Annotated in this window: 22 protein-coding genes; 19 read left to right on the plus strand and 3 right to left on the minus strand. The window is 64.8% G+C overall.

Annotated elements, in window-relative coordinates; translation table 11 throughout:
• Window positions 1–14 precede the first annotated feature (14 nt).
• The 11 genes from rfbA (at window position 15) to ASD65_RS19420 (ending at window position 13,911) form a co-directional block, all read left to right on the plus strand.
• Entirely contained in the window at window positions 15–899 is an 885-nt protein-coding gene (gene rfbA, locus ASD65_RS17130) for a glucose-1-phosphate thymidylyltransferase RfbA (protein ID WP_056225543.1), read from the plus strand.
• A 71-nt stretch (window positions 900–970) separates the two neighbouring features.
• A complete protein-coding gene (locus ASD65_RS17135; protein WP_056225546.1) occupies window positions 971–2,935 on the plus strand; it encodes a rhamnan synthesis F family protein in 1,965 nt (654 codons plus the stop codon).
• The gene (locus tag ASD65_RS17140) at window positions 2,932–4,884 is read left to right on the plus strand and encodes a rhamnan synthesis F family protein (RefSeq protein WP_082561970.1); all 1,953 of its coding nucleotides are present in this window, start codon (window positions 2,932–2,934) and stop codon (window positions 4,882–4,884) included. Before ASD65_RS17135 ends, ASD65_RS17140 begins: the two co-directional genes overlap by 4 nt.
• Window positions 4,885–4,953: 69 nt before the next feature.
• Complete coding sequence (locus ASD65_RS17145; RefSeq protein ID WP_056225553.1) at window positions 4,954–5,865, plus strand: ABC transporter permease; 912 nt, start codon at window positions 4,954–4,956, stop codon at window positions 5,863–5,865.
• Window positions 5,866–5,876: 11 nt separating this feature from the next.
• Complete coding sequence (locus ASD65_RS17150) at window positions 5,877–7,073, plus strand: ABC transporter ATP-binding protein (RefSeq protein ID WP_056226401.1); 1,197 nt, start codon at window positions 5,877–5,879, stop codon at window positions 7,071–7,073.
• Complete coding sequence (locus ASD65_RS17155) at window positions 7,066–7,926, plus strand: glycosyltransferase (protein ID WP_056225555.1); 861 nt, start codon at window positions 7,066–7,068, stop codon at window positions 7,924–7,926. Before ASD65_RS17150 ends, ASD65_RS17155 begins: the two co-directional genes overlap by 8 nt.
• A gap of 109 nt (window positions 7,927–8,035) precedes the next feature.
• Window positions 8,036–9,262 carry a glycosyltransferase family 4 protein gene (locus ASD65_RS17160; protein WP_056225557.1) on the plus strand — a complete coding sequence of 409 codons (1,227 nt, stop codon included), beginning with the start codon at window positions 8,036–8,038 and terminating at the stop codon, window positions 9,260–9,262.
• Window positions 9,263–9,324: 62 nt separating this feature from the next.
• Window positions 9,325–11,316: a DUF7657 domain-containing protein gene (locus ASD65_RS17165; RefSeq protein ID WP_156378974.1), complete on the plus strand. Its 1,992-nt coding sequence runs from the start codon at window positions 9,325–9,327 to the stop codon at window positions 11,314–11,316.
• 86 nt (window positions 11,317–11,402) lie between these two features.
• Entirely contained in the window at window positions 11,403–12,533 is a 1,131-nt protein-coding gene (locus tag ASD65_RS17170; protein ID WP_056225562.1) for a DegT/DnrJ/EryC1/StrS family aminotransferase, read from the plus strand.
• Between the two features lie 21 nt (window positions 12,534–12,554).
• A complete protein-coding gene (locus ASD65_RS17175) occupies window positions 12,555–13,481 on the plus strand; it encodes an NAD-dependent epimerase/dehydratase family protein (RefSeq protein ID WP_056225565.1) in 927 nt (308 codons plus the stop codon).
• Window positions 13,482–13,485: 4 nt separating this feature from the next.
• Window positions 13,486–13,911 carry an acyltransferase gene (locus ASD65_RS19420; RefSeq protein ID WP_056225568.1) on the plus strand — a complete coding sequence of 142 codons (426 nt, stop codon included), beginning with the start codon at window positions 13,486–13,488 and terminating at the stop codon, window positions 13,909–13,911.
• On the opposite strand, the gene ASD65_RS17185 is transcribed toward ASD65_RS19420, so the two are convergent.
• On the minus strand, window positions 13,908–14,876 hold the full coding sequence (locus ASD65_RS17185) for a Gfo/Idh/MocA family protein (RefSeq protein ID WP_268778147.1): 969 nt from the start codon (window positions 14,874–14,876) through the stop codon (window positions 13,908–13,910). The genes ASD65_RS19420 and ASD65_RS17185 overlap by 4 nt on opposite strands.
• The gene (locus tag ASD65_RS17190) at window positions 14,873–15,979 is read right to left on the minus strand and encodes a DegT/DnrJ/EryC1/StrS family aminotransferase (RefSeq protein ID WP_056225572.1); all 1,107 of its coding nucleotides are present in this window, start codon (window positions 15,977–15,979) and stop codon (window positions 14,873–14,875) included. The genes ASD65_RS17185 and ASD65_RS17190 overlap by 4 nt, the downstream gene beginning before the upstream one ends.
• Before the next feature lie 170 nt (window positions 15,980–16,149).
• On the opposite strand from ASD65_RS17190, the gene ASD65_RS17195 reads away from it, so the two are divergent.
• The 6 genes from ASD65_RS17195 to ASD65_RS17220 are packed head-to-tail and all read left to right on the plus strand — an operon-like array spanning window position 16,150 to window position 21,327.
• Window positions 16,150–17,106: a lysylphosphatidylglycerol synthase domain-containing protein gene (locus ASD65_RS17195; RefSeq protein ID WP_056225575.1), complete on the plus strand. Its 957-nt coding sequence runs from the start codon at window positions 16,150–16,152 to the stop codon at window positions 17,104–17,106.
• A complete protein-coding gene (locus tag ASD65_RS17200) occupies window positions 17,099–17,782 on the plus strand; it encodes a hypothetical protein (protein WP_056225579.1) in 684 nt (227 codons plus the stop codon). Before ASD65_RS17195 ends, ASD65_RS17200 begins: the two co-directional genes overlap by 8 nt.
• Before the next feature lie 10 nt (window positions 17,783–17,792).
• Window positions 17,793–18,929 (plus strand): UDP-galactopyranose mutase, encoded by a 1,137-nt coding sequence (gene glf, locus ASD65_RS17205; protein WP_056225582.1) that lies wholly within the window; start codon window positions 17,793–17,795, stop codon window positions 18,927–18,929.
• A gap of 31 nt (window positions 18,930–18,960) precedes the next feature.
• On the plus strand, window positions 18,961–20,163 hold the full coding sequence (gene lhgO, locus ASD65_RS17210) for an L-2-hydroxyglutarate oxidase (protein WP_056225587.1): 1,203 nt from the start codon (window positions 18,961–18,963) through the stop codon (window positions 20,161–20,163).
• Window positions 20,164–20,221: 58 nt separating this feature from the next.
• A complete protein-coding gene (locus ASD65_RS17215) occupies window positions 20,222–20,956 on the plus strand; it encodes a glycosyltransferase family 2 protein (protein WP_056226406.1) in 735 nt (244 codons plus the stop codon).
• Window positions 20,953–21,327: a DUF2304 domain-containing protein gene (locus ASD65_RS17220; RefSeq protein ID WP_056225590.1), complete on the plus strand. Its 375-nt coding sequence runs from the start codon at window positions 20,953–20,955 to the stop codon at window positions 21,325–21,327. Before ASD65_RS17215 ends, ASD65_RS17220 begins: the two co-directional genes overlap by 4 nt.
• Here the strand turns inward: ASD65_RS17220 and ASD65_RS17225 are convergent.
• Window positions 21,300–22,790, minus strand: coding sequence for a DUF2142 domain-containing protein (locus ASD65_RS17225; RefSeq protein WP_082561974.1), 1,491 nt, complete (start codon window positions 22,788–22,790; stop codon window positions 21,300–21,302). The genes ASD65_RS17220 and ASD65_RS17225 overlap by 28 nt on opposite strands.
• A gap of 186 nt (window positions 22,791–22,976) precedes the next feature.
• On the opposite strand from ASD65_RS17225, the gene ASD65_RS17230 reads away from it, so the two are divergent.
• Together ASD65_RS17230 and ASD65_RS17235 are read left to right on the plus strand one after the other, a co-directional pair.
• Window positions 22,977–24,059 carry a glycosyltransferase family 2 protein gene (locus tag ASD65_RS17230; protein WP_056225595.1) on the plus strand — a complete coding sequence of 361 codons (1,083 nt, stop codon included), beginning with the start codon at window positions 22,977–22,979 and terminating at the stop codon, window positions 24,057–24,059.
• Entirely contained in the window at window positions 24,056–25,135 is a 1,080-nt protein-coding gene (locus ASD65_RS17235) for a UDP-N-acetylglucosamine 2-epimerase (RefSeq protein ID WP_056225599.1), read from the plus strand. The genes ASD65_RS17230 and ASD65_RS17235 overlap by 4 nt, the downstream gene beginning before the upstream one ends.
• Window positions 25,136–25,179: the final 44 nt, after the last annotated feature.

A 25,179-nucleotide genomic window follows, 5' to 3' on the forward strand; every position in this document is an offset into this window, starting at 1 on the left:
GGACACTGGTGGGTATGCGTGGCATCATTCTGGCCGGCGGCACCGGGTCGCGGCTCCACCCCATCACCCTGGGGATTTCTAAGCAACTGGTCCCGGTGTACGACAAGCCGATGATCTACTACCCGCTTTCGACGCTCATCCTGGCGGGGATCCAAGACATCCTGATCATCACGACGCCTCAGGATGCGGACCAGTTCCAGCGTCTGCTGGGCGATGGGTCGCAGTTCGGCGTGTCGATCACGTACGTGAGCCAGCCGTCTCCGGACGGTCTTGCACAGGCGTTCATCCTCGGCGAGGATCACATCGGCTCAGACACCGTCGCGCTCGTTCTGGGCGACAACATCTTCTACGGACAGGGCATGGGCACACGCCTCCGCCAGTACAACGATCTGACCGGCGGTGTCGTGTTCGGCTACTGGGTCGATGACGCTGCGGCGTACGGCGTCGTCGAATTCGACGCCCAGGGACGAGTGGTCTCCCTCGAGGAGAAGCCCGTTGTGCCGAAGAGCAACTATGCGGTGCCAGGACTGTACTTCTACGACAACGACGTCGTGGAGATCGCGAAGGGGCTCGAGCCCTCCCCGCGAGGCGAGCTCGAGATCACCGACGTCAACAAGGCGTACCTCCAGCGAGGCGATCTGAAGGTGGAGCTCCTGCCGCGTGGCACTGCGTGGCTGGACACGGGCACGTTCGACTCCCTGAGCGAGGCGACGGACTTCATCCGGACGGTCGAGAAGCGCCAGGGGCTCTCGATCGGCTGCCCCGAAGAGGTCGCATGGCGGATGGGGTTCCTGAGCGACGACGAGTTGCGACAGCGCGCCGAACCGCTGGTCAAGAGCGGGTATGGCGCCTATCTCCTCAAGGCGCTCGCACAGGGTGCGCCCGGCCGCGCCGTCTAGGATCGACGCGGTCGCACCACGCCTGAAGCAGCACTCTGCATCCGGCTGGTGCGACACGAATGTGGAGAGTCATGACAGAAGCTGAACCGGCGCGCCCGATCGCGGCTCCCTCGGTGTTCCCGGAAGAGGGGAAACGCCTGGTCATCTACGTCGTGTACGACCAGCGGGGCGACGTCGACGACTTCATCCCGTTCGCGCTGGAGGGCCTGCGCGCCCACGCTTCCAAAATCCTCGTGATGGTGAACGGATCGCTCAGTGCGGCCGGCCGGGCGAAGCTCGCCCCGGTGTCGGACGAGATCATCGTCCGCGACAACATCGGCTTCGATATCTGGGCTCACAAGGAAGCCCTCGACCACGTCGGCAGCGGCATCGCCGAGTTCGACGAAGTCGTGATGACGAATGACACCTGGTTCGGGCCGGTGCGTCCGTTCGGTCCGGTGCTCGATCGTATGGGGGATCGATCGGTGCACTTCTGGGGCATGACCGATCACGCTCGTGAAGACCCGAACCCGTTCACTCAGAAGGGTGTGCTGCCGTACCACCTGCAGTCGTTCTGGATCGCTGTCAGGCGAGCGATGTTCCTGTCGCCGGAATGGGCGCGGTATTGGCGGGAGCTCCCCGCGATGCCGTCGTATTTCGACGCCGTTCTCAAGCATGAAGCGGTCTTCACGGAGCGTTTCGGCGACGCCGGGTACGTGCATGATGTCGCGTATCGTTCCGCCGACTATCCGACCGATCACCCCGCGCTGTTCAACCCGGACCTGCTGCTCGCTGACGGGTGCCCCGTCCTGAAGCGTCGTCCCTTCTTCCACTACCCGCCGTTCTTGGACCGCCATGCCGTCATCGGTCGACAGATCCTCGCCGAGGTCGGTGACTACGGCTACCCCCTGGCGCTGATCTGGCAGAACCTCGCTCGCAACGTCAAGCCGAAGGTGCTCAACACCGACGCGGGCATGCTCGAAGTGCTCCCTGACGTCGATGTGTCCTACGACCCGACGCGTCCGATGCGTGTCGCCGCGGTCGTCCACGTCCGCGGGAGCGACGAGCTCGGCGACGTCTTCGACCGTCTCGCGGCGTTGCCTGTGGCGTTCGATCTGATCGTCACCACGTCGGCTCCTGATCGACTCGAGTCGCTCCAGGCGACGATCGACGCGTTACAGGGGCAGGCGGTGCGCCGAGATGTCAGGCTCGTTCCGTCACGCCGCGGTCGCGACATGAGCGCCTTTTTCGTGGGCTCTCGCGATGTCCTGGAGGATGACGCCTACGACCTCGTCGTCAAGGTCCACACTCGGGTACCCAAGAAGCGCGGCGTGAACACGGCACGCTACTTCCGCCGCTACGAGGTCGAGAACCTGCTGAGCAGCCCCGGGTACTTCGCGAACGTGCTGGGACTTTTCCAGCGCGAGTCCGGACTGGGGGTCGTCTTCCCGCCGATGCTGCACCTCGGCTATGCGACCCCGGGTCGCGCGTGGCTGCTGTATCGCGAACGGGCCGTCGAACTGTGCGCTGAGCTCGGAATCCGGGTCCCGCTCGACGGGGTTTCCCCCCTGGCCCCCCTCGGTGGGATGTGGATCGCGCGTCCGTCCGCGATGCGGCTTCTCAGAGATGCGAACTGGGGCTTCTCCGACTATTCGGCTTCGCCGCGCGCGAAGGGGTCGGACCTCGGCCGGCTCCAGGAGCGCCTCATTCCTCTCGCTGCCGGCGAGCTCGGGTTCCATTCCCGAACGATCATGAATGCGGAACACGCAGGCATCAGTCACGGTTCGCTCGAGTACAAGATCGACCAGCTGTCCGCGACCACCCCTGGGTACCCTGTGGATCAGATCCAGTTCCTTCACCGTGCCGGGTGGGCCGGGCACGGCGGCATCATCGCTCTCACGCGGATGTACATCAATCTCAACCACCCGCGGCTTGCCGAGGCGGTGCGCCCAGTCACGAGGCCGCTCGGCGGCATCGCGCGACGGGGGATCTTCGCGATGCGAGCGATCAAGAGCAGATTGCGTGGCGGTTCGACGGCAGATGGGACGGGCGCATGACGGCGACAATGGCGACGCCTGAGCGCGTCGCGGAAGTGTTCCCGGTCGGCGGCAGCCGATTGATCATCTACGTCGTCTACGACAGGCGGGGCGGCGTCGAGGACTACGTTCCCCACGCGCTCGCCGCGCTGCGGGATCATGCGACTCGCATGCTCGTCGTGATCAATGGGTCATTGTCGGACGAGGGACGGGCCAAGCTCGAACCCGTCGCCGACGAGATCCTCGTGCGCGAGAACGTCGGATTCGATATCTGGGCGCACAAGGACGCACTCGAGCATGTCGGTACCGCAATCGCCGAGTACGACGAGGTCCTCCTCACCAACGACAGCTGGTTCGGTCCTGTGCGGCCGTTCGGCCCGGTGTTCGATCGCATGGATGCGCGTGCTGCCCACTTCTGGGGCATGACCGATCACGGCAAAGAGGTGCCGAATCCCTTCACGAAGAAGGGCGAGCTCCCCGTTCATCTGCAGTCCTATTGGATCGCGGTGCGACGCGAGATGCTCCAGTCGGAGGAGTGGGCGCGCTACTGGCGCGAACTGCCGCCGATGGCGGAGCACTTCGACGGTGTGCTGCTGCACGAAGCTGTTTTCACAGCACACTTCGATTCCCTCGGATTCACCCAAGACGTCGCCTTCAACCATCTCGACTACGACACGAAGAACCCATCGCTGTTGAATGCCGACGCGCTGCTGGACAACGGGTGCCCCGTGCTCAAACGTCGTCCGTTCTTCCAGTGGCCGCCCTATCTCGACCGTTTCGCGGTCATCGGCCGGTGGACGTTGGAGAAGGCGGCGTCATACGGCTATCCGGTGGAGCTCATCTGGCGGAACCTCGCCCGCAACGTCCCGCCGAGAGACCTGAACGCGGATGCGTGCATGCTCGAAGTGCTCCCGGAGATCGACGTGTCCTACGACCCGACCGAGCCCTTCCGCACGGTGGTCATCGCGCATATCTTCTATGAGGAGATGACCGGCGAGATACTCGACCGCGCGGACACGCTACCGGGTGCCTACGACCTCGTCGTGACGACGCCGGACGCGACGAGGGCTGCGGCGATCCAGGCGGCCATCGACGCGCGAGGAACGACGCGCGGGAGCGTCGACGTGCGGGTCCTCGCATCGAACGACGGCCGCGACCAGAGCGCCTTCCTGATCGGATGCCGCGACGTGCTGCTCAGCGGCGCGTACGACCTCGTCGTGAAGATCCACTCCAAGAAGACGGTCCAGGACGGGTACAACATCGGCCGCCACTTCAAGGCGCAGCAGTTCGAGAACCTCCTGAGTAGCCCCGGGTACACCGCGAACCTGATCGCGCTGTTCCAGAAGGAGCCGGGCCTCGGACTGGTGTTCCCACCGACGATCCACATCGGATACCCGACCATGGGCCGGGGATGGTGGTCGAACAAGCCGGGATTCGAGAAGCTCGCGGCCGAATTCGGGATCCAGGTGCCGCTGGACGAGATCTCACCACTGGCGCCGTACGGTTCGATGTTCGTCGCGCGGCCAGAGGCATTGCGCGTCCTCGTCGAGCAGGACTGGACCTACGATAAGTTCGGTGGCGCGGAAGCCTACCGCGACGGCGGGCTCGCGCACATCCTGGAGCGGATGCCCTGCTACGCGGCGGGCGAGCTCGGTTACCACAGCCGGACGGTGTCGAACTTCGAGTACATGTCGATCAGCCATACGACGTTCGAGTTCAACTTCGACGAGATGTCGGCCACGATCCCCGGCTACACCTACGAGCAGATCGAGTTCCTGAAGCTCGCGGGCTACGTCGGGCACGGGCGCGCTCGTGACTTCGCCCGCATCTACATGCGGTTGTGGCATCCGGGTACCGGCGCGAAGGTCGGTCGGGCGCTCGAGCCCGACCGGTGGCTCGGTCGATGGACACGCCGCCTCCGGCATCCCCGAGCCTCAGCGCGGAACCTGCTGCGGCGGAACTCGAAATGATGGCCGGTCCAGAACCCCTGACTGGGACGGATATAGTGCCTTGGTTGGGCATAGACGCGAGTAGGACCCTTGGAAACTTCTGAACGATATCAACGGCTCGCTGCGGAGCCGTTCCTCACCGTCGACGCACGCGGGATGCACCCGGCAGGCCGGGGGGGAAAGATCCGCGAGATCCTGTCCCGCCGCGAGCTGCTCAAGCTCCTGGTCCGACGCGACCTGCAGGCGCGCTACCGCGACAGCTTCCTCGGTTTCCTGTGGACGGTGATCCGGCCGATCATCCAGTTCCTGATGTACTTCATCGTGCTGGGGCAGTTCCTGCGCGCCGCGGAAGGCATCGACCAGTTCGCGATCTACCTCTTCTCGGGGCTCACCCTATTCACCTTCTTCAGTGACATGGTGTTCGGCTCGACCGGCTCCATCATCGGCAATGCCGGGCTGGTGAAGAAGATCTACCTTCCGCGGGAGATCTTCCCGCTCGCTTCGATCGGCGCGGCGAGCTTCATGTTCCTGGTGCAGCTGGTCGTGCTCGTCGTCGCCGCCGTCGCGTTCCAGGCGCTGCCGGAACCGGTGATGATGCTCTGGTTCTTCCCGTCGATGTTTCTGATCCTGGTATACGGGATCGGGATCGGCCTGCTGCTGGCGGCGTTGAACGTCTACCTTCGCGACATCCAGTACCTCACCGAAGTGGTCATGATGCTGGCGATGTGGGCATCTCCGATCGTCTACTCCTGGCAGATGGTGTCGGACGCCGTCGCACGGTTGGGCCTGCCCTCGTGGGTGCTCGAGATCTATGCCGCGAACCCCGTGACGCTCGCGGTCCTCGGTTTCCACCGCGCGTTCTGGGGGCCGGGCACGCCCGCGGACTACCCCCCGGACCTCGGGATGCGAATGCTGGTCGCGGGCATCATCGGCGTTGTCCTCCTCTTCATCTCCCACCGGGTGTTCACTCGCCTGCAGGGCAACTTCGCGCAGGAGCTCTGATGGACACCTCCATGTCACAGCCTCGCCCCGACATCGTTCGCCTGAACGGCGTGACCAAGCACTTCATCGTGCGCAAGGACAACAGCCTGAAGGACCGCATCGTCCACCTGGGCCAGCTCGGCCGGGCACACCGCGCCGACTTTGTGGCTGTCGACGATGTGACGCTCACCATCGAAGCAGGCACGACGGTAGGCCTCCTGGGCGCCAACGGCTCCGGCAAGAGCACCCTGCTGAAGCTGATCGGCGGCATCGTGTCACCCACGACGGGGACGGTTCACACCCGCGGGAGAATGGCCGCTCTGCTCGAGCTCGGTGCCGGGTTCCACCCCGACCTGAGCGGTCGCGAGAACGTCTACCTCAACGCGTCCATCCTCGGACTGACCCGAGCGCAGATCGACAGCCAGTTCGACTCGATCGTCGCATTCAGCGGCATCGGCGACTTCATCGACACCGCGGTCAAGTTCTACTCCTCGGGCATGTACGTGCGGCTGGCATTCGCCGTCGCCGTGCACACGGATCCCGACATTCTCCTGGTCGATGAGGTACTCGCCGTCGGCGACGAAGCCTTCCAGCGCAAGTGCATGGAGCGGATCGAGCAGTTCCGCGAAGAAGGCCGCACGATCATCCTCGTCAGTCACTCTGCCCAGCAGGTCGCCGAACTCTGCGACCGCGGGATCGTGCTCAGCGATGGGCGCATCGTCTACGACGGCGACACCAACGAAGCGATCGGCGCACTACGCGACGTCCTGGACGGACGACGGGCCGGTGAAGCGGAGTCAACGGACACCACCCGCCCGATTCAGGTGAAGAAGATCGAGATCCTGGATGGCGACGGTCACGAGACTCGCGCCATCGAGGAAGGCGATCCCCTGACGATTCGCGTACACGTGGACTCCCTGCGCCCGATCGAACGGTGGGAAGTCGGATTCAGCGTCGACACTCCGCTCGGGCACATGGTCCTCGCTTCGAACACCGAGGCGCTCAACGTCACCCTCGCGCCCATCACAGGGCCGACGCACGTGGATCTTCGCATCGAGCACGTGTACTTCGGCCCCGGCCAGTACTACATCAACGCGAATGCCGCCGGAGTGAGCGAGCCGAGCAGCCACGGTCTCATGCAAGGAGCGATGCTGACCGTTCGCACGGACAACACGACCTTCGGCACGGTCGCCGCGTCCGTCTCCGTCATCGAAGCGACCGATGGCTGAGCAGGATCACGGCGGACGGACGGCAGGGGTGGTGCTCGTCTATCAGCCGCCCGAGGGCGTCATTGAGAACGTCGATCTGCTCCTGGCACAGGTGCCGTGGGTCTTCGTGGTCAACAACTCGCCGAGCCACTCGGCGGAGATTATCGACGGTCTTCGGGCGCGCCCCCGGGTGACCGTCCTCGACCAGGACGGCAACGTGGGTGTCGCCGCCGGATTCAACGCCGGCATGCGCGCGGCGCTGACCGACGGCTTCGACTTCGTGTGGATCTTCGATCAGGACAGCACTGTGACCGAGGGGATGCTCCCCGCGCTGTTGCGCGCGCAGTCGCGTACGGACCTTCGTGCAGGCATCGTCGGACCGGCGCTGCGGGCGGCTGAGACGGGCAACGTCTACGATGCGGATCGCGGACAGGGGAGTGCGCCCATCGACGCTCTCATCTCTTCGGGTGCGCTTTTCTCGCGAGAACTCCTCGAGGAGATCGGGCTGCACGACGAGGGTCTCTTCATCGACTACGTCGACCACGACATCAGCCTGCGGGCGAGTCGGGCGGGGTATACGAATCTGAAGGTCTACGACACGCTGCTCGATCACCGATTCGGGGACTCCGTGCCTGCTTCGTTCTTCGGACGTCGGGTGTACCTGTCGAACTACTCGCCGCTTCGTCAGTACTACATGTCGCGCAACCGTGTCATCGTCGCGCGTCGTTTCGGAATGGGTCGATGGTTCCGCGACGACGTCCGCTACGGGATCAAAGCCTGGATCAAGGTGATCTTCTGCGAGAAGGATCGTCCCACGAAGATCCGCGCCTTCTTCCGCGGGCTGCGTGACGGGTTCCGCTACCGCGACATCTGACTCACACTTCACGAGTAACCCGTCCGCGGCGAGGCTCAGGGAGCATTCAGAACCGCTCGGATAGGATGAACAGCCCGCCGGCACGCCTACCATCGATCAGTCAGAAGCCATGAGAATCGCTGTCGTCAACAACTTCTTCCCGCCCCGCCCCGGTGGATCAGCGCACCTCTCGGACAACCTCGCAAAGCACTATGCCGCGCGGGGCCACGAGGTCCTCGTGATGACCGCGACCTACGACGACGCCCCGATGCGCGAGGAGCGCGACGGCATCACAATCGTGCGTATTCCCGCGTGGACGCTCCCGAAGACACGGTTCGCCGCCAACTTCGACATCGGCTTCACCATCTCCCCCCGCGCGAAGCGACGCGTTTTCGAGGTGCTCGATGACTTCGCACCCGACGTCGTCCATCAGCACGGTCAGTTCTTCGACTTGACCTGGCTCTCTGGATGGTGGGCGCGAAGCCGGTCCAAGCCCACGCTCCTGAGCATCCACACGCGTCTCGAGAGCCCGCTCAGCAAGTTCAACTCGTTCGTCTACGCGGCCGCCGACACGATCCTCGTCGCCCCGCTCATGCGTCTGCATCGCCCGCGGCTCGTGGTGATGGATCGGCTCATGGACCGCTACATCGACAAGCGGTACATTCGGGCAATTTCGGGCAAGGTCGCGATCCCCGTGGGCATCGATCCCGAGCGCATGCGCGGCGGGGACCCCTCCGCGCTCGCCGAGCGGCTGGGGACGGGCGATCGACCCCTCATCGTCTCGCTCGGGCATGTCATTCCGCAGCGCAACCGCATCGCGCTCGTGAAGGCCCTCCCCGCGATCCTGGAGCGGCACCCGGATGCCCTCGTCGTCGTCGTGGGCGGCATCTATCACGACGAGTTCCTTCACATTGCCGAACACCTCGGCGTACGCGAATCGATACTCGCTCTCGGCGCTCGCCCCTCGTCCGAGATCCCCGACCTGCTAGCAGGTGCGGCTCTCGAAGTCCACGAACTCGAAGGCCAGGGGTTCGGCACTGCGAGCCTCGAGGCGCTGGCGGCCGGCGTGCCGGTCGTCGCGGGCGTGCGTCCCGACAATTTCATTGAGGTCGCGCTCCGCGACGAGCTCGATCTGTTCATCGTCGCCGACCGCGGGGCAGGCGACGAGCGAGCGAGCATCGACGACCTTGCAGTCGTGGTCAACCACGTCCTCGACGATCCTCATGCGGCGCGTGAACGAGTCGAAGGCAACGCCACCCGTCTCATCGACGAGCACTTCACGATCCAGGCGGTAGGCGACAAGCACCTTGCGGTGCTCGAAGAGATGCGAGCGGTTCCGCTCAAGGTCTCATCGTGAGCGATGAGCTCATGTCGCAGCCGTCCCTCAGCAGTCGCGTGCGGGGAGCATGGTCGAGATGGGTGGAACCGAGACCGGACGGCCTTCCGAACCGGCGCGTCGTCGCGATCCCACTGGCGCTCCTTGCGGCGCTCTTCGTAGCGCTGGTCGCGCTGGGTGTCACTGGATCCTCCACGGGGATCATGCACTCCACCATCAGTGACAGCGGCGATCCCGATCTCCTTGCGGGACACCCGCAATCGACGCGGAGCGACGAATGGTACGTCCAGACGAGCTGGACGATCTCCCAAGTCGAACAGGGTCTGCCCATCCGCAACGACACCTTCCCCGGTGGGATGGATGCGACCGTCCAACATGACCTGCCGTCTTCGGACTGGTCCATGGCGTTCCGCCCGCACCTGATGGGTTTTCTTTTCCTCCCGCTCGACCAGGCGATGGCCGTCAAGTGGTGGTTTCCCGGGTTTGCGCTCGCGGCTGCCGTGTACCTCTTCGTCGTGGCACTTCTCCCGCGTCGCCCCATCTCCGCGGTCTTACTCGGTGCAGGCTTCTTCTTCGCGCCATTTTTCCAATGGTGGTATCTGTCCATCACGTTCTACCCGGCCGCGTGGACGTTCCTCGTCATGGCGACCATCGTCTGGTCCATCAAGTCCCGCGGGCGGTGGGGTCCGTGGGTGCTTGCAGCGCTCACCGCGTACATCACGATCGCGATGGGCACCGGCATCTACGTGCCCTTCATCGTGCCGGCTGTCCTCGTCGCCCTCGCGTTCGGTGTCGGGTATGTGCTGACACGCGATGCTGATGCAGAGTCCGTCGGTGCAAGATTGCGTCGGATGATCCCGCTCCTCGTCGGTGGCGCCGTGGGTGTCGGCGTCCTCATCGTGTGGGTGTTCACACGTTGGCAGACGATCGTGGGGTTCACGAGCACGGTCTATCCCGGAGAACGACTGCAGGGAGTGGGCCAGGCCACGCTCGCCGACTTCGACGCACTCTTCAGCGGTGTGCTGTCCGCGGGCCTGGAGCGCACGGGAGGGCGGCCCTTCGGGCAGAACAGCTCCGAAGCATCCACCTTCCTCCTCGTCGGGATCTTCATCTTCGCGACCCTCGTATGGCTGATCGTCGATCGGTTCCGCAGGCAGCGGCGCGGCGACTGGCTTTCGGTGGCGCTTCTGGCACTCGCCGGCATCATGTTCGCGTTCATGTTCGTTCCCGGGTGGGACGTGATCGCACATGCCCTTCTCCTTGATCGAGCCACCTACGGGCGGATGAGGCTCGGATGGGGACTCCTCAGCCTTGTGATCGTGATCGTCGTCGCAGTGCGGGCCGACGAGCGCGCTCGCGATGGGCTCCCACGGATCCCATGGTGGGTGGGCGCGATCGCGGCCGGAGCCGCGACACTTGTGGCCGTGCGCGTCACATGGCTCGCGCTGGACGCCTTCGGTGCTGACGCCATCATGGACCAGCTCGGTCCCGTCGCGCTCGCCGCCGCTGTTGTCGTCATCGTCCTCTTCGTCACCTGCGTCTATCTCCTCGGGCGAGGCGTCATCGTGTGGGGCTCCGCGCTTCTGTTGATCCTCTCGCTCGCTTCTGCGGGACTTGTCAATCCGGTCTACCGGGGAGTCCTCGATCTGCGGAAGACCGACATCGCCCAAGAGATAGAGCGCCTCAACGCCGACGATCCGGGCGCATGGGTGGGGATCTCCGCGACGCCGCTGCCGACGATGCTCCTGATCGAGACGGCTGTGCCGTCGTTCAACGGCTTCCAGAGCGCTCCATCACCGGAGATGTGGAGCGAGATCGACCCCGGCAACGAAGCGGTATGGGTCTGGAACCGTCTCGCCAACGTCACATGGGTCGCCGGTGACGGCGATCCCGAGCCGCGCAACCCTGCGCCCGATCAGATCCAACTCACGTTCGACTCGTGCGGCGACTTCGCTCAGGACAATGTGCAATGGGTCATGTCGGAGTCTTCCCTCGATCAGTCGTGCGTCACGCTTGTGTCGACCGTCACGAGCGGTCCCACCACGATGCACTTCTACTCCGTAGATCAGGAGTAGCGCTCGGAGGCAGGACTGGGCCGTCGGATAGCATGGACGAGCACGAATCACTCTGTCGTCGCGCCCCTCGGAAAGAAAGGCATTCGATGCCGCACACGGTAGCGCTCGGTGAGCCGACGGTAGGCCAAGCGGAGCTCGACGCGGTGAGCCGCGTGTTCGCATCCGGATGGCTGTCAGGAGCGGGCCCGACCTGCCGTGAATTCGAGGAGCGGTTCGCCGCGGTTGCCGGGACGCAGCACGCGCTGGCAACGAGCAATTGCGGGTCCGCCCTTCACCTCGGGCTTTCTGTACTCGGCGCGGGCGCCGGCGACGAGGTGATTGTCGGGGACTACACGTTCCCCGCGACCGGCCACTCGGTCATGTGGACGGGTGCAACTCCCGTCTTCGCCGACATCCGCCCCGACATCTGGACGGTCGATCCTGCCGCCGTCGAGGCCGCGATCACGCCGCGTACCGTCGGTATCCTCGCGGTCGATGTCTTCGGACAGTCCGCCGACTACGACGAGCTGCGTGCGATCGCCGACAAGCACGGTCTGTGGCTCATGGAGGACGCGGCATGTTCCGCCGGTGCGTCGTACCATGGCCGTCCCGCCGGCAGCCTGGCGGACATCGCCACCTTCAGTTTCCACGGTCGCAAGGGGATCACTGCGGGGGAGGGCGGCGCTCTGACGACCGACGACGCATCGTTGGCCGATCACGCACGCAAGCTCCACACCTACGGCATCGCTCCGGCGCTCTCGCGCGAAGGCAGCACGGACCTTCCCATTCCCTCCTTCGACGAAGCCGGCTACAACTACCGGATGTCGGACGTCGCTGCGGGCATCATGCTCGCGCAACTCGACCGTCTGGAGGGCCTGGTCGCCCGTCGCGGCGAGATCGCCGACGCGTATCATGAGCGGCTCGCGGCCCTCGAGGGTGTGCACGCACCCATCGCGCTCGACGATCGCGTCCACCCGTGGCAGTCGTACGTCGTGACGCTCGACCCGGACATCGACCGTGGGATCGTCGTGCAGCGATTGCGTGGCAATGGAGTGCAGTGCAACTTCGGCACGTACGCCTCGCACATTCAGCCGGTGTACGGCTTCGAAGGGGCTCTGCCGGTTTCGGCGGACCTCTTCCGACGCCACCTGGCAATCCCCATGCACGCCAACCTCGAGGAGCGCGATGTCGATCGCGTCGTCGAAGTTCTTACAGGCGCCGTCGCGGCAGCACGCTGACGCATTCACAAGAGAGAGATCATGACTGAAAAGAAGGTTTTCGTCGTCGGCGGAGCGGGTTTCATCGGCCTGCACGTGGTCGAACGGCTGCTCGATGAGGGATGGACCGTTCGCATCTTCGACAACATGGTGCGAGGCGACCGCGACCGTGCGAACGAGCTGGTCGCGACCGGACGCGTGGACGTGGTCGATCAGGACATCCGCAATGGTGCAGCCGTCCTTGCGGCGATGAAGGGCTATGACTACGTCATCAACCTCGCCGCCGACTCGATCAACAAGAGCGTCGCGGACCCCTTCTCCTCCTTCGACATCAACGTCGTCGGTACCCACAACGTCGTCGCATCCGCGGCATCACTCGGGGTCAAGCGCATCGTCCAGGCGTCCAGTGCCTCGGTATACGGCGACCCCGAGAAGCTGCCCATGCATGAGGACGACAAGCTCAATCCGCTGACGCCGTACTGCATCGGCAAGCGCACCGGCGAGGACATTCTCGCGTACTACCAGCGTCGTTCGGGCTTGTCCTGGATCGCGCTGCGCTTCTTCAACGTCTACGGCGAAGGACAGAAGACCACCGCGTACTACACGTCGGTCATCAACCACTTCGTCAACCGCCTCAAGCGCGGCGAGGCCCCCGTCATCGACGGTGAAGGCAAGCAGTCGATGGACTTCATCCATGTGACCGACATCGCACGTGCCGTGGTGCTCGCACTGACCTCGGAAACGGGGAACGTGCCGATCAACGTCGGAACCGGCATCGACACGACCGTCGAGCAGCTCGCCCGGATTCTGATCGCGGCTGTGGGCAGCGACGTCGAGCCGCAGTTCAACCCCCGCGACGTGCTGGTGTCACGCCGCGCCGCCGACATCGAGCGTGCGCAGCGTGTGCTGGGCTTCACCGCAGAGATCGATGTCAACGACGGCATGAGCCGACTGGTCCAGAACTCCTGAGACCATGACGGCCGGCTTCCCCGATAACCCATACAACGCGCATGCGTGGATCATCGGAGAGCCGGTCGTCGGGCCGGGCACCTGGATCGGGGCGTTCACGATCATCGATGCGTCAGGTGGCTTGGAGATCGGCGAAGGGTGCGACATCTCGTCGGGTGTGCACATCTACACACACTCGAGTGCGCGCCGTTGCGTGTCTGGACGACGCTTCCCCGAGGTCGAACGGCGCCCTGTGAAGATCGGCGATCGTGTCTTCATCGGCGCGAACGCCGTGATCAACATGGGAGTCACGATCGGCGACGAGTCCGTCGTCGGTGCGGGTGCTGTCGTCACTCGCGACGTCGCGCCGCGCACGATTGTCGGAGGCGTTCCGGCACGCCAGATCGGGCTCGTCGATCTGGACGAGCCCGGCGACCCCAAGTTCGTTTAAGCTCGGCTCTGCTCGAGACGACTCGTGGCGATGAGGGTCGAGATCACCTCGTGTGAGGGCAGGATCGACCGGCGCTCTTCCTCGGCATCTGCTTGGCCGGTCGCGAGGTCGACGAACCGATCGAACTGAGCAGCGAGCGGTTCGCGCGCGTTCGTGATCTCGGGGATTTCGATCGACGTCTGCTGGCGGTACCCGCGGCCATCGGCCTGCGCGGCATCTGCGAAGACGTGTCGGTAGACCGTCACGTTTCGACGCAGAAGATCGATCTCAATGAGTTTGTCGAGCTCGTGGACCGTCATCGTCCGGTCCTTCTTCTGCCCGATCCTGCTCGCAGACAGCTGGGCGACCTGACCATTCGAGAACGTCATGGTGGCCGAAGCGACGTCCTCCGCGCCCACCTGGGAATCGGGGTGGAAGTAGCCGAGCGCACCGCCTGTAGAGACAGGCACCGCGTCGAACATGTTGATCGCGAGGTCGACATCGTGGATCAGCAGATCCCACGCAACCCCCGTTTTGATGCGCGGGGCGTAGGGGGAGTGGCGCGTGGATGTGATGTGGATCGGTGACTCGACGATCTCCCGAGCAGTCACCACGGCGGGGTTGTACCGCTCGAGGAGGCCGCATACGAGGGGAACCCCGACCGATGCAGAGAGAGCGACGATCTCCCGGGACTTCTCGTAGTCGTTGACTACGGGCTTCTCGACGAGAAGTGGTACGCCCGCCTCGAGTACCTGCTTCGCGAGATCGTAGTGGGCCTCCGTCGAGGCCGCGACGATCACTGCGTCGATGCCTTCGAGATCCCCGAGTGACTGACTCCACGCCGCGTCGTAGCGGTCAGCGACCGACCGGCCAACGGGTTCGTATCCGTCGATCACCCGGGCGAGTTTCGCCCGGCCGGAACTGGAAACGACCCGTGCGTGGTAAGAACCCATGGTCCCGGCGCCGACGAGCGCGACGTTGATCACTCGGATGCTCCGAGAATCGAGCGTACGGATGCCACGATGTGCGTGATCTGACCCGGCGTGAGATGAGTGTGCACGGGGAGCGAGACGACCTCACGGGCGATGCGCTCGGCGACAGGCGTCGGTTCGATGATGACGTCGTCGCGATCGCGGTAGGCGTCGTAGTCGTAGACGAGGTGCGGGTAGTAGACACCGGCACCGACGCCGGCCTCGCCGAGCTTCGCGACGAACTCGTCGCGAGAGACGCCGGCATCCTCCGTGACGCGGACGGTGTACTGATGCCACACGTGCGAGCGCCCGGGCAGCTCGCGCGGAGTCACGAGCCCTGTGACGCCCGCGAGTCCGTCGCTGATCGCGGCGGCGTTGATCTGTCGCTGCTGCACCGTCGCGGGGTACCGTTCGATCTGGGGGATCGCGAGCGCCGCCTGGAGATCGGTCAGTCGATAGTTGTGCCCCTGCATGACATATTCGTAGCGCGCTCGCATACCCTGATTGCGCAGAATTCGCAGCCGCTCGGCGAGCTCGTCATCGTCCGTGGTGATGATGCCGCCCTCTCCGGTGGTGATGTTCTTGGTGGCGTAGAAGGAGAACGAGCCCAGGCCGAAGCTTCCGGCCTTCGCGGAGCCCTGGGAGCTGCCGTGGGCCTGCGCCGCATCCTCGAGGATGTGCAGTCCGCGGTCCTGTGCGATCACGGAGATGCGCTCCATGTCGGCGATCTGGCCGAAGAGGTGGACGGGCATCAGTACGCGCGTGCGGTCGCTCAACCTGGTCTCGATCGAGGCGGGATCGACGTTGAAGTCATCCTCCGAGATGTCGGCGAACCGCGCCGTCGCGCCGGCCTCGAGGATCGCGTTGAGGCTCGCGGCGAACGTGAAGGGACTTGTGATCACCTCATCGCCGGGCTTGAGGTCCAGCACCTGCAGGGAGGCGACGAGGGACGTCGTGCCGTTGTTGACCGCGACGGCGTGCTTGACGCCCGTGAGCTGGGCGAAGTCCTCTTCAAACCGAGCTACCAGCGGGCCCTGCGCGATACGGCCGGATCGGAGGACTTCGAGAACGAGGCGCTCCTCTTCGGGTCCGAACTCGACCACGGTGATGGGTATCATTGGACCTGCCAAAGCTGTATTTAAAGGGGACCCGCCAATCATACTGGCGGGGAGTTCTACTCCCGGCCGGGCGTAGGGCCTACGGACGCCGACAAGGAACCAGCACCATCACAGTCAAGCGAAGTCCCAGGTCGTGGGCGCTCCTCCTCCTTCGGTACGCACTTCTCGCGGTGATCATCGGGTTCGCTGTCTACTACCTGATCTCGCAGTGGGACGAAGTGTCCCAAGCGGTGAAGCTCATCGCCCCCGCATCTCTCGTCGCGAGCTTCGCGCTCGTCGTCGCAGGCCTCATCTTCGGGACCTTCAGTTGGCTCGCGATCCTGAACGGGCTCGGCCCGCGCGTGCCGATCCTGCGCGGTGCCCAGATCCTCCTCGTGGGTCAACTCGGCAAGTACGTCCCGGGCTCCGTTTGGTCCTACGTGATGCAGATGGAGCTCGGACGCCAGTACGGAGTCGCTCGGCCTCGCGTCCTCATCACGGCGCTCTACGCGGCCGGTGTCGGGGTGGTCGCGTCGCTCATCCTCGGGTCCTTCGCGCTTCCGCTCATGATCCAGGATCACTCGCAACTGCTGTGGCTCTACGTGCTTCTGCCGATCGGGCTCGTGTGCCTGCACCCGAAAGTCATGACGTGGCTCGCCTCGCTCGCGCTTCGCCTGTTCCGTCGACCGCCCCTCGACCATGAAGTGTCGTTGATGGTCGTCGTGCGATCACTCAGCGCCGCGCTGGCCGCCTACATCTGCTACGGCCTCCATCTGTTCTTGCTGGTGAACTCGCTGGTCGACCCCGACTTCGGCACGCTTGTTCTTCTCACAGGGGCGATGTCGATCGGCTTCACCGTCGGCCTCGTCGCATTCCTGCTCCCGTCCGGAATCGGCGCGCGCGAAGCGGTGCTCGTCGGTGCGATGCTCCTGCTGCTGACGCTCCCCGAGGCCGTCGCGATGACGGTGGTCTCACGAATGATGTTCACCCTCGCCGATCTCGCGGGCGCGGGGGTAGCGGCGTTGGCGGTGCTCGTGATGCGGCGACGATTGGCGACAGAGGGTTCGATCGATGTCGAGCGCTCGCCCTTCGACGAGCAGTTGGAAGCGGAGTCACGCGCCCCGAAGGAGGCCGCCGAGGATGAATGAGATCCACCCGACAGCGATCATCGGCGACGACGTACGGATGGGCGACGGCAACTACATCGGTCCGTTCGTTGTGATCTCCAGTGAGGTCGAGCTCGGAGACGACAACTGGTTCGGTGCGGGCGTCACGATCGGGGCGAATCCCGAAGTACGCTCGTTCGAGCACTCGCGCACCAACCCTGTGGGCGCCGGCGCGGGGGTCGTCGTTGGCTCGCGCAACGTCGTGCGAGAGTACGCGCAGATCCATCAGGGTCTGACGCACGCCACTGTGATCGGTGATGGATGCTTCATCATGAACCAGGTTTACATCGCGCACGACGGCCGTATCGGTGACAACGTGACGATGGCGTCGAGTGTGCTGCTCGCCGGACACGTCACCGTCGGCTCGGGGGCGAATCTAGGTCTCGGTGCGAGCGTGCACCAGTTCCGCACGGTCGGCGCGGGCGCGATGATCGGGATGGGGGCTGTCGTCACTCGTGACATGCCACCCTTCGTGCTCGCGTTCGGCACCCCTGCGACCATCCGCGGCGCGAATCGGATCGGACTCGAGCGCTCGGGTATCGACGCCGAAGTCGTGGCAATGCTGCATGACGCGTACTCGACGGGGTCGACGGTCGATCTCACGGGTGTCCACCTTCCCGATGCCATCGCGCGAGCGTTCTCGCCATTGGATTCCTGAGGGGAACGGCATGGATCTCCTCATCGTCGGCTCCGGCTTCTTCGGCCTCACGATCGCCGAGCGGGCCGCGGCGTCCGGTCGCAAGGTCACCGTCATCGACCGCCGTCACCACATCGGCGGGAATGCGTACAGCGAGGACGAGCCTGAGACGGGCATCGAGGTGCACCGCTACGGCGCGCACCTTTTCCACACGTCGAACCCCACGGTGTGGGAGTACGTCAACCGCTTCACGTCGTTCACGAATTACGTGCACCGCGTCTACACGAACCATCAGGGCGTGGTGTTCCCCCTGCCGATCAACCTCGGCACGATCAATCAGTTCTTCCGGGCGGCGCACAGCCCCGACGAGGCACGCGCCCTGGTGCACGAGCTTGCAGGCGAGTTCGACGCGAAGACCGCACAGAACCTGGAAGAGCGCGGCATCGGTCTGATCGGCCGCCCACTGTATGAAGCGTTCATCCGCGACTATACGGCTAAGCAGTGGCAGACCGATCCGAGGGACCTTCCAGCGGAGATCATCAGCCGCCTGCCGGTCCGCTACACCTACGACAACCGCTACTTCAATGACACGTGGGAGGGTCTGCCCGTCGATGGGTACACCTCGTGGATCGAGCGGATGGCGGATCACCCGAACATCGAGGTGAAGCTGTCGACCGACTTCTTCGACGAGTCGCAGCCGTTCAACAAGAAGGCCACGGTCGGACAACTGCCGATCGTGTACACCGGCCCTGTCGACCGGTACTTTGAGTACGCGGAGGGCGCGCTGAGTTGGCGCACGATCGACCTCGAGCAGGAAGTATTGCCCACCGGTGACTTCCAGGGGACCTCGGTCATGAACTACGCCGATGCCGACGTGCCCTACACGCGTATCCACGAGTTCCGCCACTTCCACCCAGAGCGAGCAGACCGGTATCCCACCGACAAGACCGTCATCATGCGTGAGTTCTCGCGCTTCGCGACGCGCGATGACGAACCGTACTACCCGGTCAACACGGCGGACGACCGTGCCGGGCTGCTGGCCTACAGGGCCCTCGGCAAGGGCGAGAAGGACGTGCTGTTCGGCGGGCGTCTCGGCACGTACCAGTACCTCGACATGCACATGGCGATCGGCTCCGCGTTGTCTATGTGGAACAACCAGCTCGCATGAGTGCGAGTTCTCAGGGGATCAGGGCGGACGAGTGACAGAGCGGGTCGGAATCATCGGCGGCGGCATCGTCGGAGTCGCTATCGCACGCGCTCTCGCTCAGCGCGGCGACCTGGTGACGGTGCTGGAGAAGGAGTCGCGGCTCTCGCAACATCAGACGGGGCACAATTCCGGTGTCGTGCACGCCGGGCTGTACTACAAGCCCGGCTCCCTCAAGGCCACGCTCTGCGGAGCCGGACGTGTCCTGATCCGCGAGTTCTGCGAGGAGAAGGGGCTGCCTTTCCGACCGGTGGGAAAGCTTGTGGTCGCCGTCGACGAGACCGAACTGCCCGCCCTTGCTGAGATCGAGCGCCGCTCGATCGAGAACGGTGTGCCAGATCTCGCACGCATAGACGACGTCGCGCGGCTGCGTGAGATCGAACCTCATGTTGCGGGCATCGCCGCCGTCCACTCTCCGCAGACGGCCGTCGTGGACTACGCGTCTATCACCGAGGCCATGGCACAGGATGTCCGTGTCCTCGGCGGATCTGTGCTGCTCGGCCACGCGGTCACCGCCATCTCGATCGAGAACGGCATCGTGCGCGTCACCACACCGGTATCAGAGCATGCGTTCGACCGCGTCGTCGTCTGCGCAGGACTTCAGTCGGACGTCGTCGCCCGGTTCGTCGGAGCCGACCCGTCCCCAAAGATCCTGCCGTTTCGCGGTGAGTACTGGGAGCTGGCGTCCGAGCGCACCGACCTGGTGAAGGGCATGATCTACCCCGTCCCGGACCCGCGCTTCCCATTCTTGGGGGTCCATTTCACGCGCGGTGTCTACGACAACGTCCACGTCGGACCCAACGCCGTCCCCGCTCTCGCGAGGGAGGGGTACAAGTGGTTGCGGATCTCACCCAAGGACACCTGGGAATCCCTTGCCTGGCCCGGCGCTTGGCCGCTCGCGAAGCGACATTGGCGCATGGGTGTCGACGAGATCAGCGCGTCGCTCGTGAAGCCGCTCTATTTCAAGAAGGCTCAGCGCTTCATTCCGGAGCTGCGCATGTCCGATCTCGCGGGCAAGCACGGCGCCGGCGTACGTGCGCAAGCCTGGGCGCGGGGCGGGGAGCTGCTCGACGATTTCGCCGTTGACCAGGTCGGACCCGTCACCCTTCTGCGCAATGCCCCCTCTCCCGCCGCGACGAGCTCGCTCGCGATCGCCGGATACGTCATCGAGCACTATCTCGGGAAGACCCCCGCGTAGCCTCGTCGCCCGCCGACACCGACGTGTTCGGGCGAGGTCGACGATTATGATCGAAGTCATGTCTTCCTCCGATAGCCGCGTGCTCATCGTGCTTCCGGCGTTCAACGAGGAAGAGGCGATCGGTGCTGTCATCGATGAGGTCCGACGGACCCTGCCTACCGTGTCGTGCCTGGTGGTCGACGACGGATCAAAGGACTCGACGGCGCGCGTGGCGAACGCCGCCGGCGCGAAGGTGCTCCGCCTGCCTTTCAATCTCGGAGTGGGTGGGGCCATGCGTCTCGGCTTCAAGTACGCGCTGGAGAACGGTTTCGACGTCGTCGTGCAGATCGACGCCGACGGCCAGCACGATCCCGCCGCGGTGCCCGCGTTGCTCGAGCGCCTCGATGATGCCGACATCGTCATCGGCGCTCGGTTTGCCGGCGTGGGAGAGTACAAGGCGCGCGGCCTTCGACGATTTGCGATGGTGGTCATCGCGAAGGTTCTCAGCCGGACCGCCAAGACGACGCTGACCGACACGACGTCGGGCTTCAAGGCATCCGGGCCGAGAGCCGTCGCGCTGTTCGCCGAGAATTACCCCGCCGAGTATCTCGGCGACACGATCGAGGCCCTCGTCATCGCAGCGAAGGCGGGGTGTCGAATCGTGCAGGTTCCCGTCGCGATGCGGGTCCGTGCGGGCGGACGGCCCTCGCACAATCCGCTGAAGTCCACTCTGTACCTCATGCGTGCGTTCGTGGCACTGGCATTTGCCTACCTCCGTCCGGCGCGGACGGTCAACGACGGGAGCGCAATATGACGCCGACCGGGTACATCCTCGGCGTTGCGGCGGCGATCCTGACATTCGTCGTCGTCGTCGAACTCCTCCGGCGAGGTCGTCTACGCGAGCGTCACGCGATCTGGTGGCTGCTAGCGACTTTCCTCGCGCTCATCGCCGGCGTCTTCCCCGACTTGCTCGTATGGGCGGCATCCGTCTTCGGTGTCGTCCTCCCGACCAACCTGGTGTTCTTCGTCAGCATCGCCATCCTTGTCCTCGTGTGCATTCAGCACAGCGCCGAACTGACCGACCTCGAAGGCGAGACCCGCGTTCTCGCGGAGCGTACGGCGCTGCTCGAATTGAGGCTGACGGAGTTGGAAGAGAGTCAGCCGACGGAGGAGTCCGAGGGTTGAGCAGCGGCCTCGACTGGTGCCGGGCGCTGATCCCACACGATCCACACGAGCAAAGCGATCACGACGGCGAACGCTAGTGAGCCCGCGGCCCACACGATCATGGGCGTGATGGGCGTGTTCCACCACCATTCGAGCGGCCAGTTGAGGTTGAGATTCTGTACGTCGAGCCCTGAGATGTACCGTCTCAGGTTGACGTGCAGGGCGATGCTGTTCGCGATGACGAGCCCCGCGCCGACGACGACGAACTGGAGTCGATTGAGCCCGAGGCCTGCGCGTGTGAACCCGACGAGCGCAACCCCGCCGAAGATGATGATGAGCGGATAGATGTAGCGGGGCTGAACGTAGGAGCCGACGATCACAGCGTCGTGGATCAGGATGTACATCGGCACGACCACGAGAGCCGCCGCAGCGCCCGCGAGAGCGAGGCGCTTGCGCCAGTCGCCTGCGCGCAGGCCTATGAAGCACAACGCGACGAAGACCGTCAGTGTTGTGATCCAAACGATGCCGGGCATGGTCGTGTCGAGCCAGCCGAGGCCCCACAGTCCGAACACGCCGGCCCACAGCTGAGGGAGCAGCTTCGCGTTGACGAATATCAGCGAGGAGAGGGCGAGAGGTCGATCTTCGACGGCCGTGTCCCCTGCGACGATGTCTGACTGGCCTCCGCTGAAGAAGAGGAGCACAGCGACTACCAACAGCCCGGCGGGCAGGAGGAGATCGAGGGCGAATCGGCGATCACGACGAAACGCCAGGACGGCGGCGACAATCACCGCGAATGCTCCGTAGACCGCTGAGTCGGCGCGCGCGCCGGCGCCGAGCAGGAGCAGGAGCAGGGAGAGCCCGGCGAGCATCCACTTGCGGGCCCCGCTCTGTGTGAAGTACCCCCACATCGCCAACCAGAGTCCGGTGGCAGACAGTACGGCCCAACCGCTGGGGTTGACGCTTGCGATGAGGAACATGCCGAGCGGCACCACGGATATCGCGGATGTCCACACGACGAGAGGTCGCATTCGTCGTGGCAACAGGAAGAACAGGGCGGTGAGCACTCCCACGTAGAGAAGGGCGTTGAACGAGCGCATGAGGACGATCGACGTCTCGAGGTCATCTGTCACGAATACACTCATGACCGAGTAGAAGTACGGCGGATAGGAGTGGTCGAGCCAGTTGCCCCGGTCGGTGCGAATCATCCGGTCGGGCAGAGGGCAGGACGCGGACTGCTCGGGGTAGAACGCGAAGCACTTTGAGCCCTTGACGATTTCGCCCGGAAGCATCATGTAATCGGGGGAGGAGGTCGCTTCGCAGCGCCCTTCGACGTCGCCGCCCGCGCACCAGATGCTGGCCATGTGGTAATCGTCATCCGGGCCCGATCCTGGCGGAGACGATACACCCCATGCCAGCAGCGCGATGAGCATGGCAAGGGGTACGAGTACTGCAGGGATGATCCTGGTGTAGCGGCGTCGACTCATCGGGGCTTCGGTCTCTCTTCGTCGATCTGCTCTTGGTTCACGTCACTGCTCGAACGCATCACGCCGACCGCCCGGTTAGGCTGGTGGGGTGACTTCCCGTCGGCAACCATCGTACCGAGGCGGCGACGACACCCCGTTCTCCCCCCAGCGTGAGCCGGATGTAGCTGTCAGCGAAGGGCACGAGTGATGAGGCCAGAGGGAGCGGACGCGCCGCAGCCCGCGCTGAGCGTCGTCATCCCGTCCTATAACTCCGCACAATGGCTGCCGACGACGATCGCGGCGCTCGCTGATGCGGTGCGGGTCGCCTCCACGGATGTGGAGGTCATCGTCGTGGACGACGGGTCCACGGATGCGACTCCCGGCGTGGTGGAGGCGCTCGCCGAGTCGTTTCCCGGGACGCTTCAGCTCGTTGTTCAGGAGAACAAGGGGCGTTTCCTGGCCAGGTGGGAAGGACTGGCGCGTTCACGCGCCGATCATGTGCTCCTTCTCGATTCCAGAGTCCTGATCCATCCCACTGCGATCGACTACGTGTTGAGGGAGATTGCCGCCGACCCGACCAGGGTCGCGTGGAACGCATTCGTGGAAACAGATCCGAAAGCGCCACTCGTCGGAATGTTCTGGGAAGTACCGACGCACGTATTCTGGGGGCGGTTCCTCCGCGCACCTCGTCCGTTCGATCTGACGAGCGCGACATTCGATTCGGCTCCGAAGGGCACGACGATGTTCCTCGCATCGAAGCCGGTTTTCGAGGACGCCTTCCGGTCCGCCTGGCCAGAGGGCGATGCGAAGCTCGTGTCCGATGACACCAAGGTGCTGCGGCGGATCGCGGACGTGCACACGATTCGACTCGACCCGGGTTTCTCGGCAACCTATCGCCCCCGCACGACCGTGCGGGCGTTCGTCGACCATTCATACGACCGTGGCACGCTGTTCGTCGACAGCTATGCCGGGACGACGCCCGCGCGGTCCGCCGTCATAGTCACGCTGGTCGTTCTGCCGGCCGTCGCGATCGCCGTGCTGATCGCGCTCGTCGCTGTGGGCCGCGGTGCCGCGGCGCTGAAGGCGGTGGCCGCGCTTGTCGTCCTGGCCCTGAGCCCGCTCATTCCGGCGGCGATCAACCGATGCTCTCCGCGAGGTCTGCTGGCGTTCGTCGTATGCCTGCCGATCTTCATCGGACCGTTCTGGCGGGGCCTCGTGCGCGGCATCGTCCTGCATCGGCGGGCGTTCGTTCGTCCGTCGTCGTCCCGCGCTGAAGGGGAAGCCCCGTGATCATCTTCGTCTATGGAACAACCGCGGAGGCAATCAAGATCGCGCCGATCGCACGGCGGTTGCAGGACCGTGGGATTCGTTTCCAGCAGTGGATCACCCAACAGCACACCGACGCCCTGCGGCGCGCGCTGCCCGAGCTCGGCCTGCCCGAACCCGATCGGGTGATTGCGAACGGTTGGCGGGGCAATCCGCTGAAGACCCCTCTGCAGATGCTCGGCTGGATGTTCGATGTCGCGGGTTGGACGCTTCGCAACATGCGTCCCGCCCGACGCGCGCTCCCCACTCCTCGCGTCGTCGTCGTCCACGGCGACACCGTCACCACCGTCCTCGGCACATTCATCGGCAGGCTGTACGGATGCACGGTGGCTCACGTGGAGGCGGGGCTGCGGTCGGGGGATTGGCGTCATCCATTTCCGGAGGAGCTCGACCGTCGCATTGTCGGCAGGTTGGCCCACGTGCACTACGCGCCGTCGCTCGAAGCGGTGGAAAACCTCGCCGGGCGCTCGAACGTCGTCTTCACCCACGGCAACACCGTCCGCGATGCGGTGCGCGATACGGCGGGCGGAGACAGCGGGATCATTGGGGAGGAGTACGGTCTCATCCTGCTCCACCGATACGAGTTCATCTCCGAGCCGGCACTCGTACAGGAGACTCTGCAACGCCTCGAGGAGTCGAGTCCGCTGCCCATGCGGGTGGTCGTCGATTCCTACTCGAGGGACGCGATCACGCAAACGATCGCTGAGCTCGGCTTGACTCGGTTCTCGATCGTGCCGAAGGTCGAGCACGCCGAGTTCGTCAGGCTGCTCCGCGCGGCGTCGTTCGTCGTAACGGACTCCGGTGGCATTCAGGAGGAGTCGGCGGAGTTCGGGATCCCCACCCTGATCCATCGTATGGCGACCGAGAGGTCGGAGGGCATCGGGTCCAGCGCCGTGCTGTCGCGCTGGGATGGTGTAGTGGTGGAGAATTTCCTCCGCACCTATGGGACGCTCCGAGCCGAGACAGGCTCGGACGAGAACTCCCCGTCCGAGATCATCGTCGCCGACCTTATCGAGCGGGGCTTCGCGGCCGAGGGTTGACGATCGCCTGCTCGCCGATGAGCCCGGAGTCCGTTCGCTGAGCC

The sequence above is a fragment of the Microbacterium sp. Root61 genome, assembly GCF_001427525.1.
Taxonomy (GTDB): domain Bacteria; phylum Actinomycetota; class Actinomycetes; order Actinomycetales; family Microbacteriaceae; genus Microbacterium.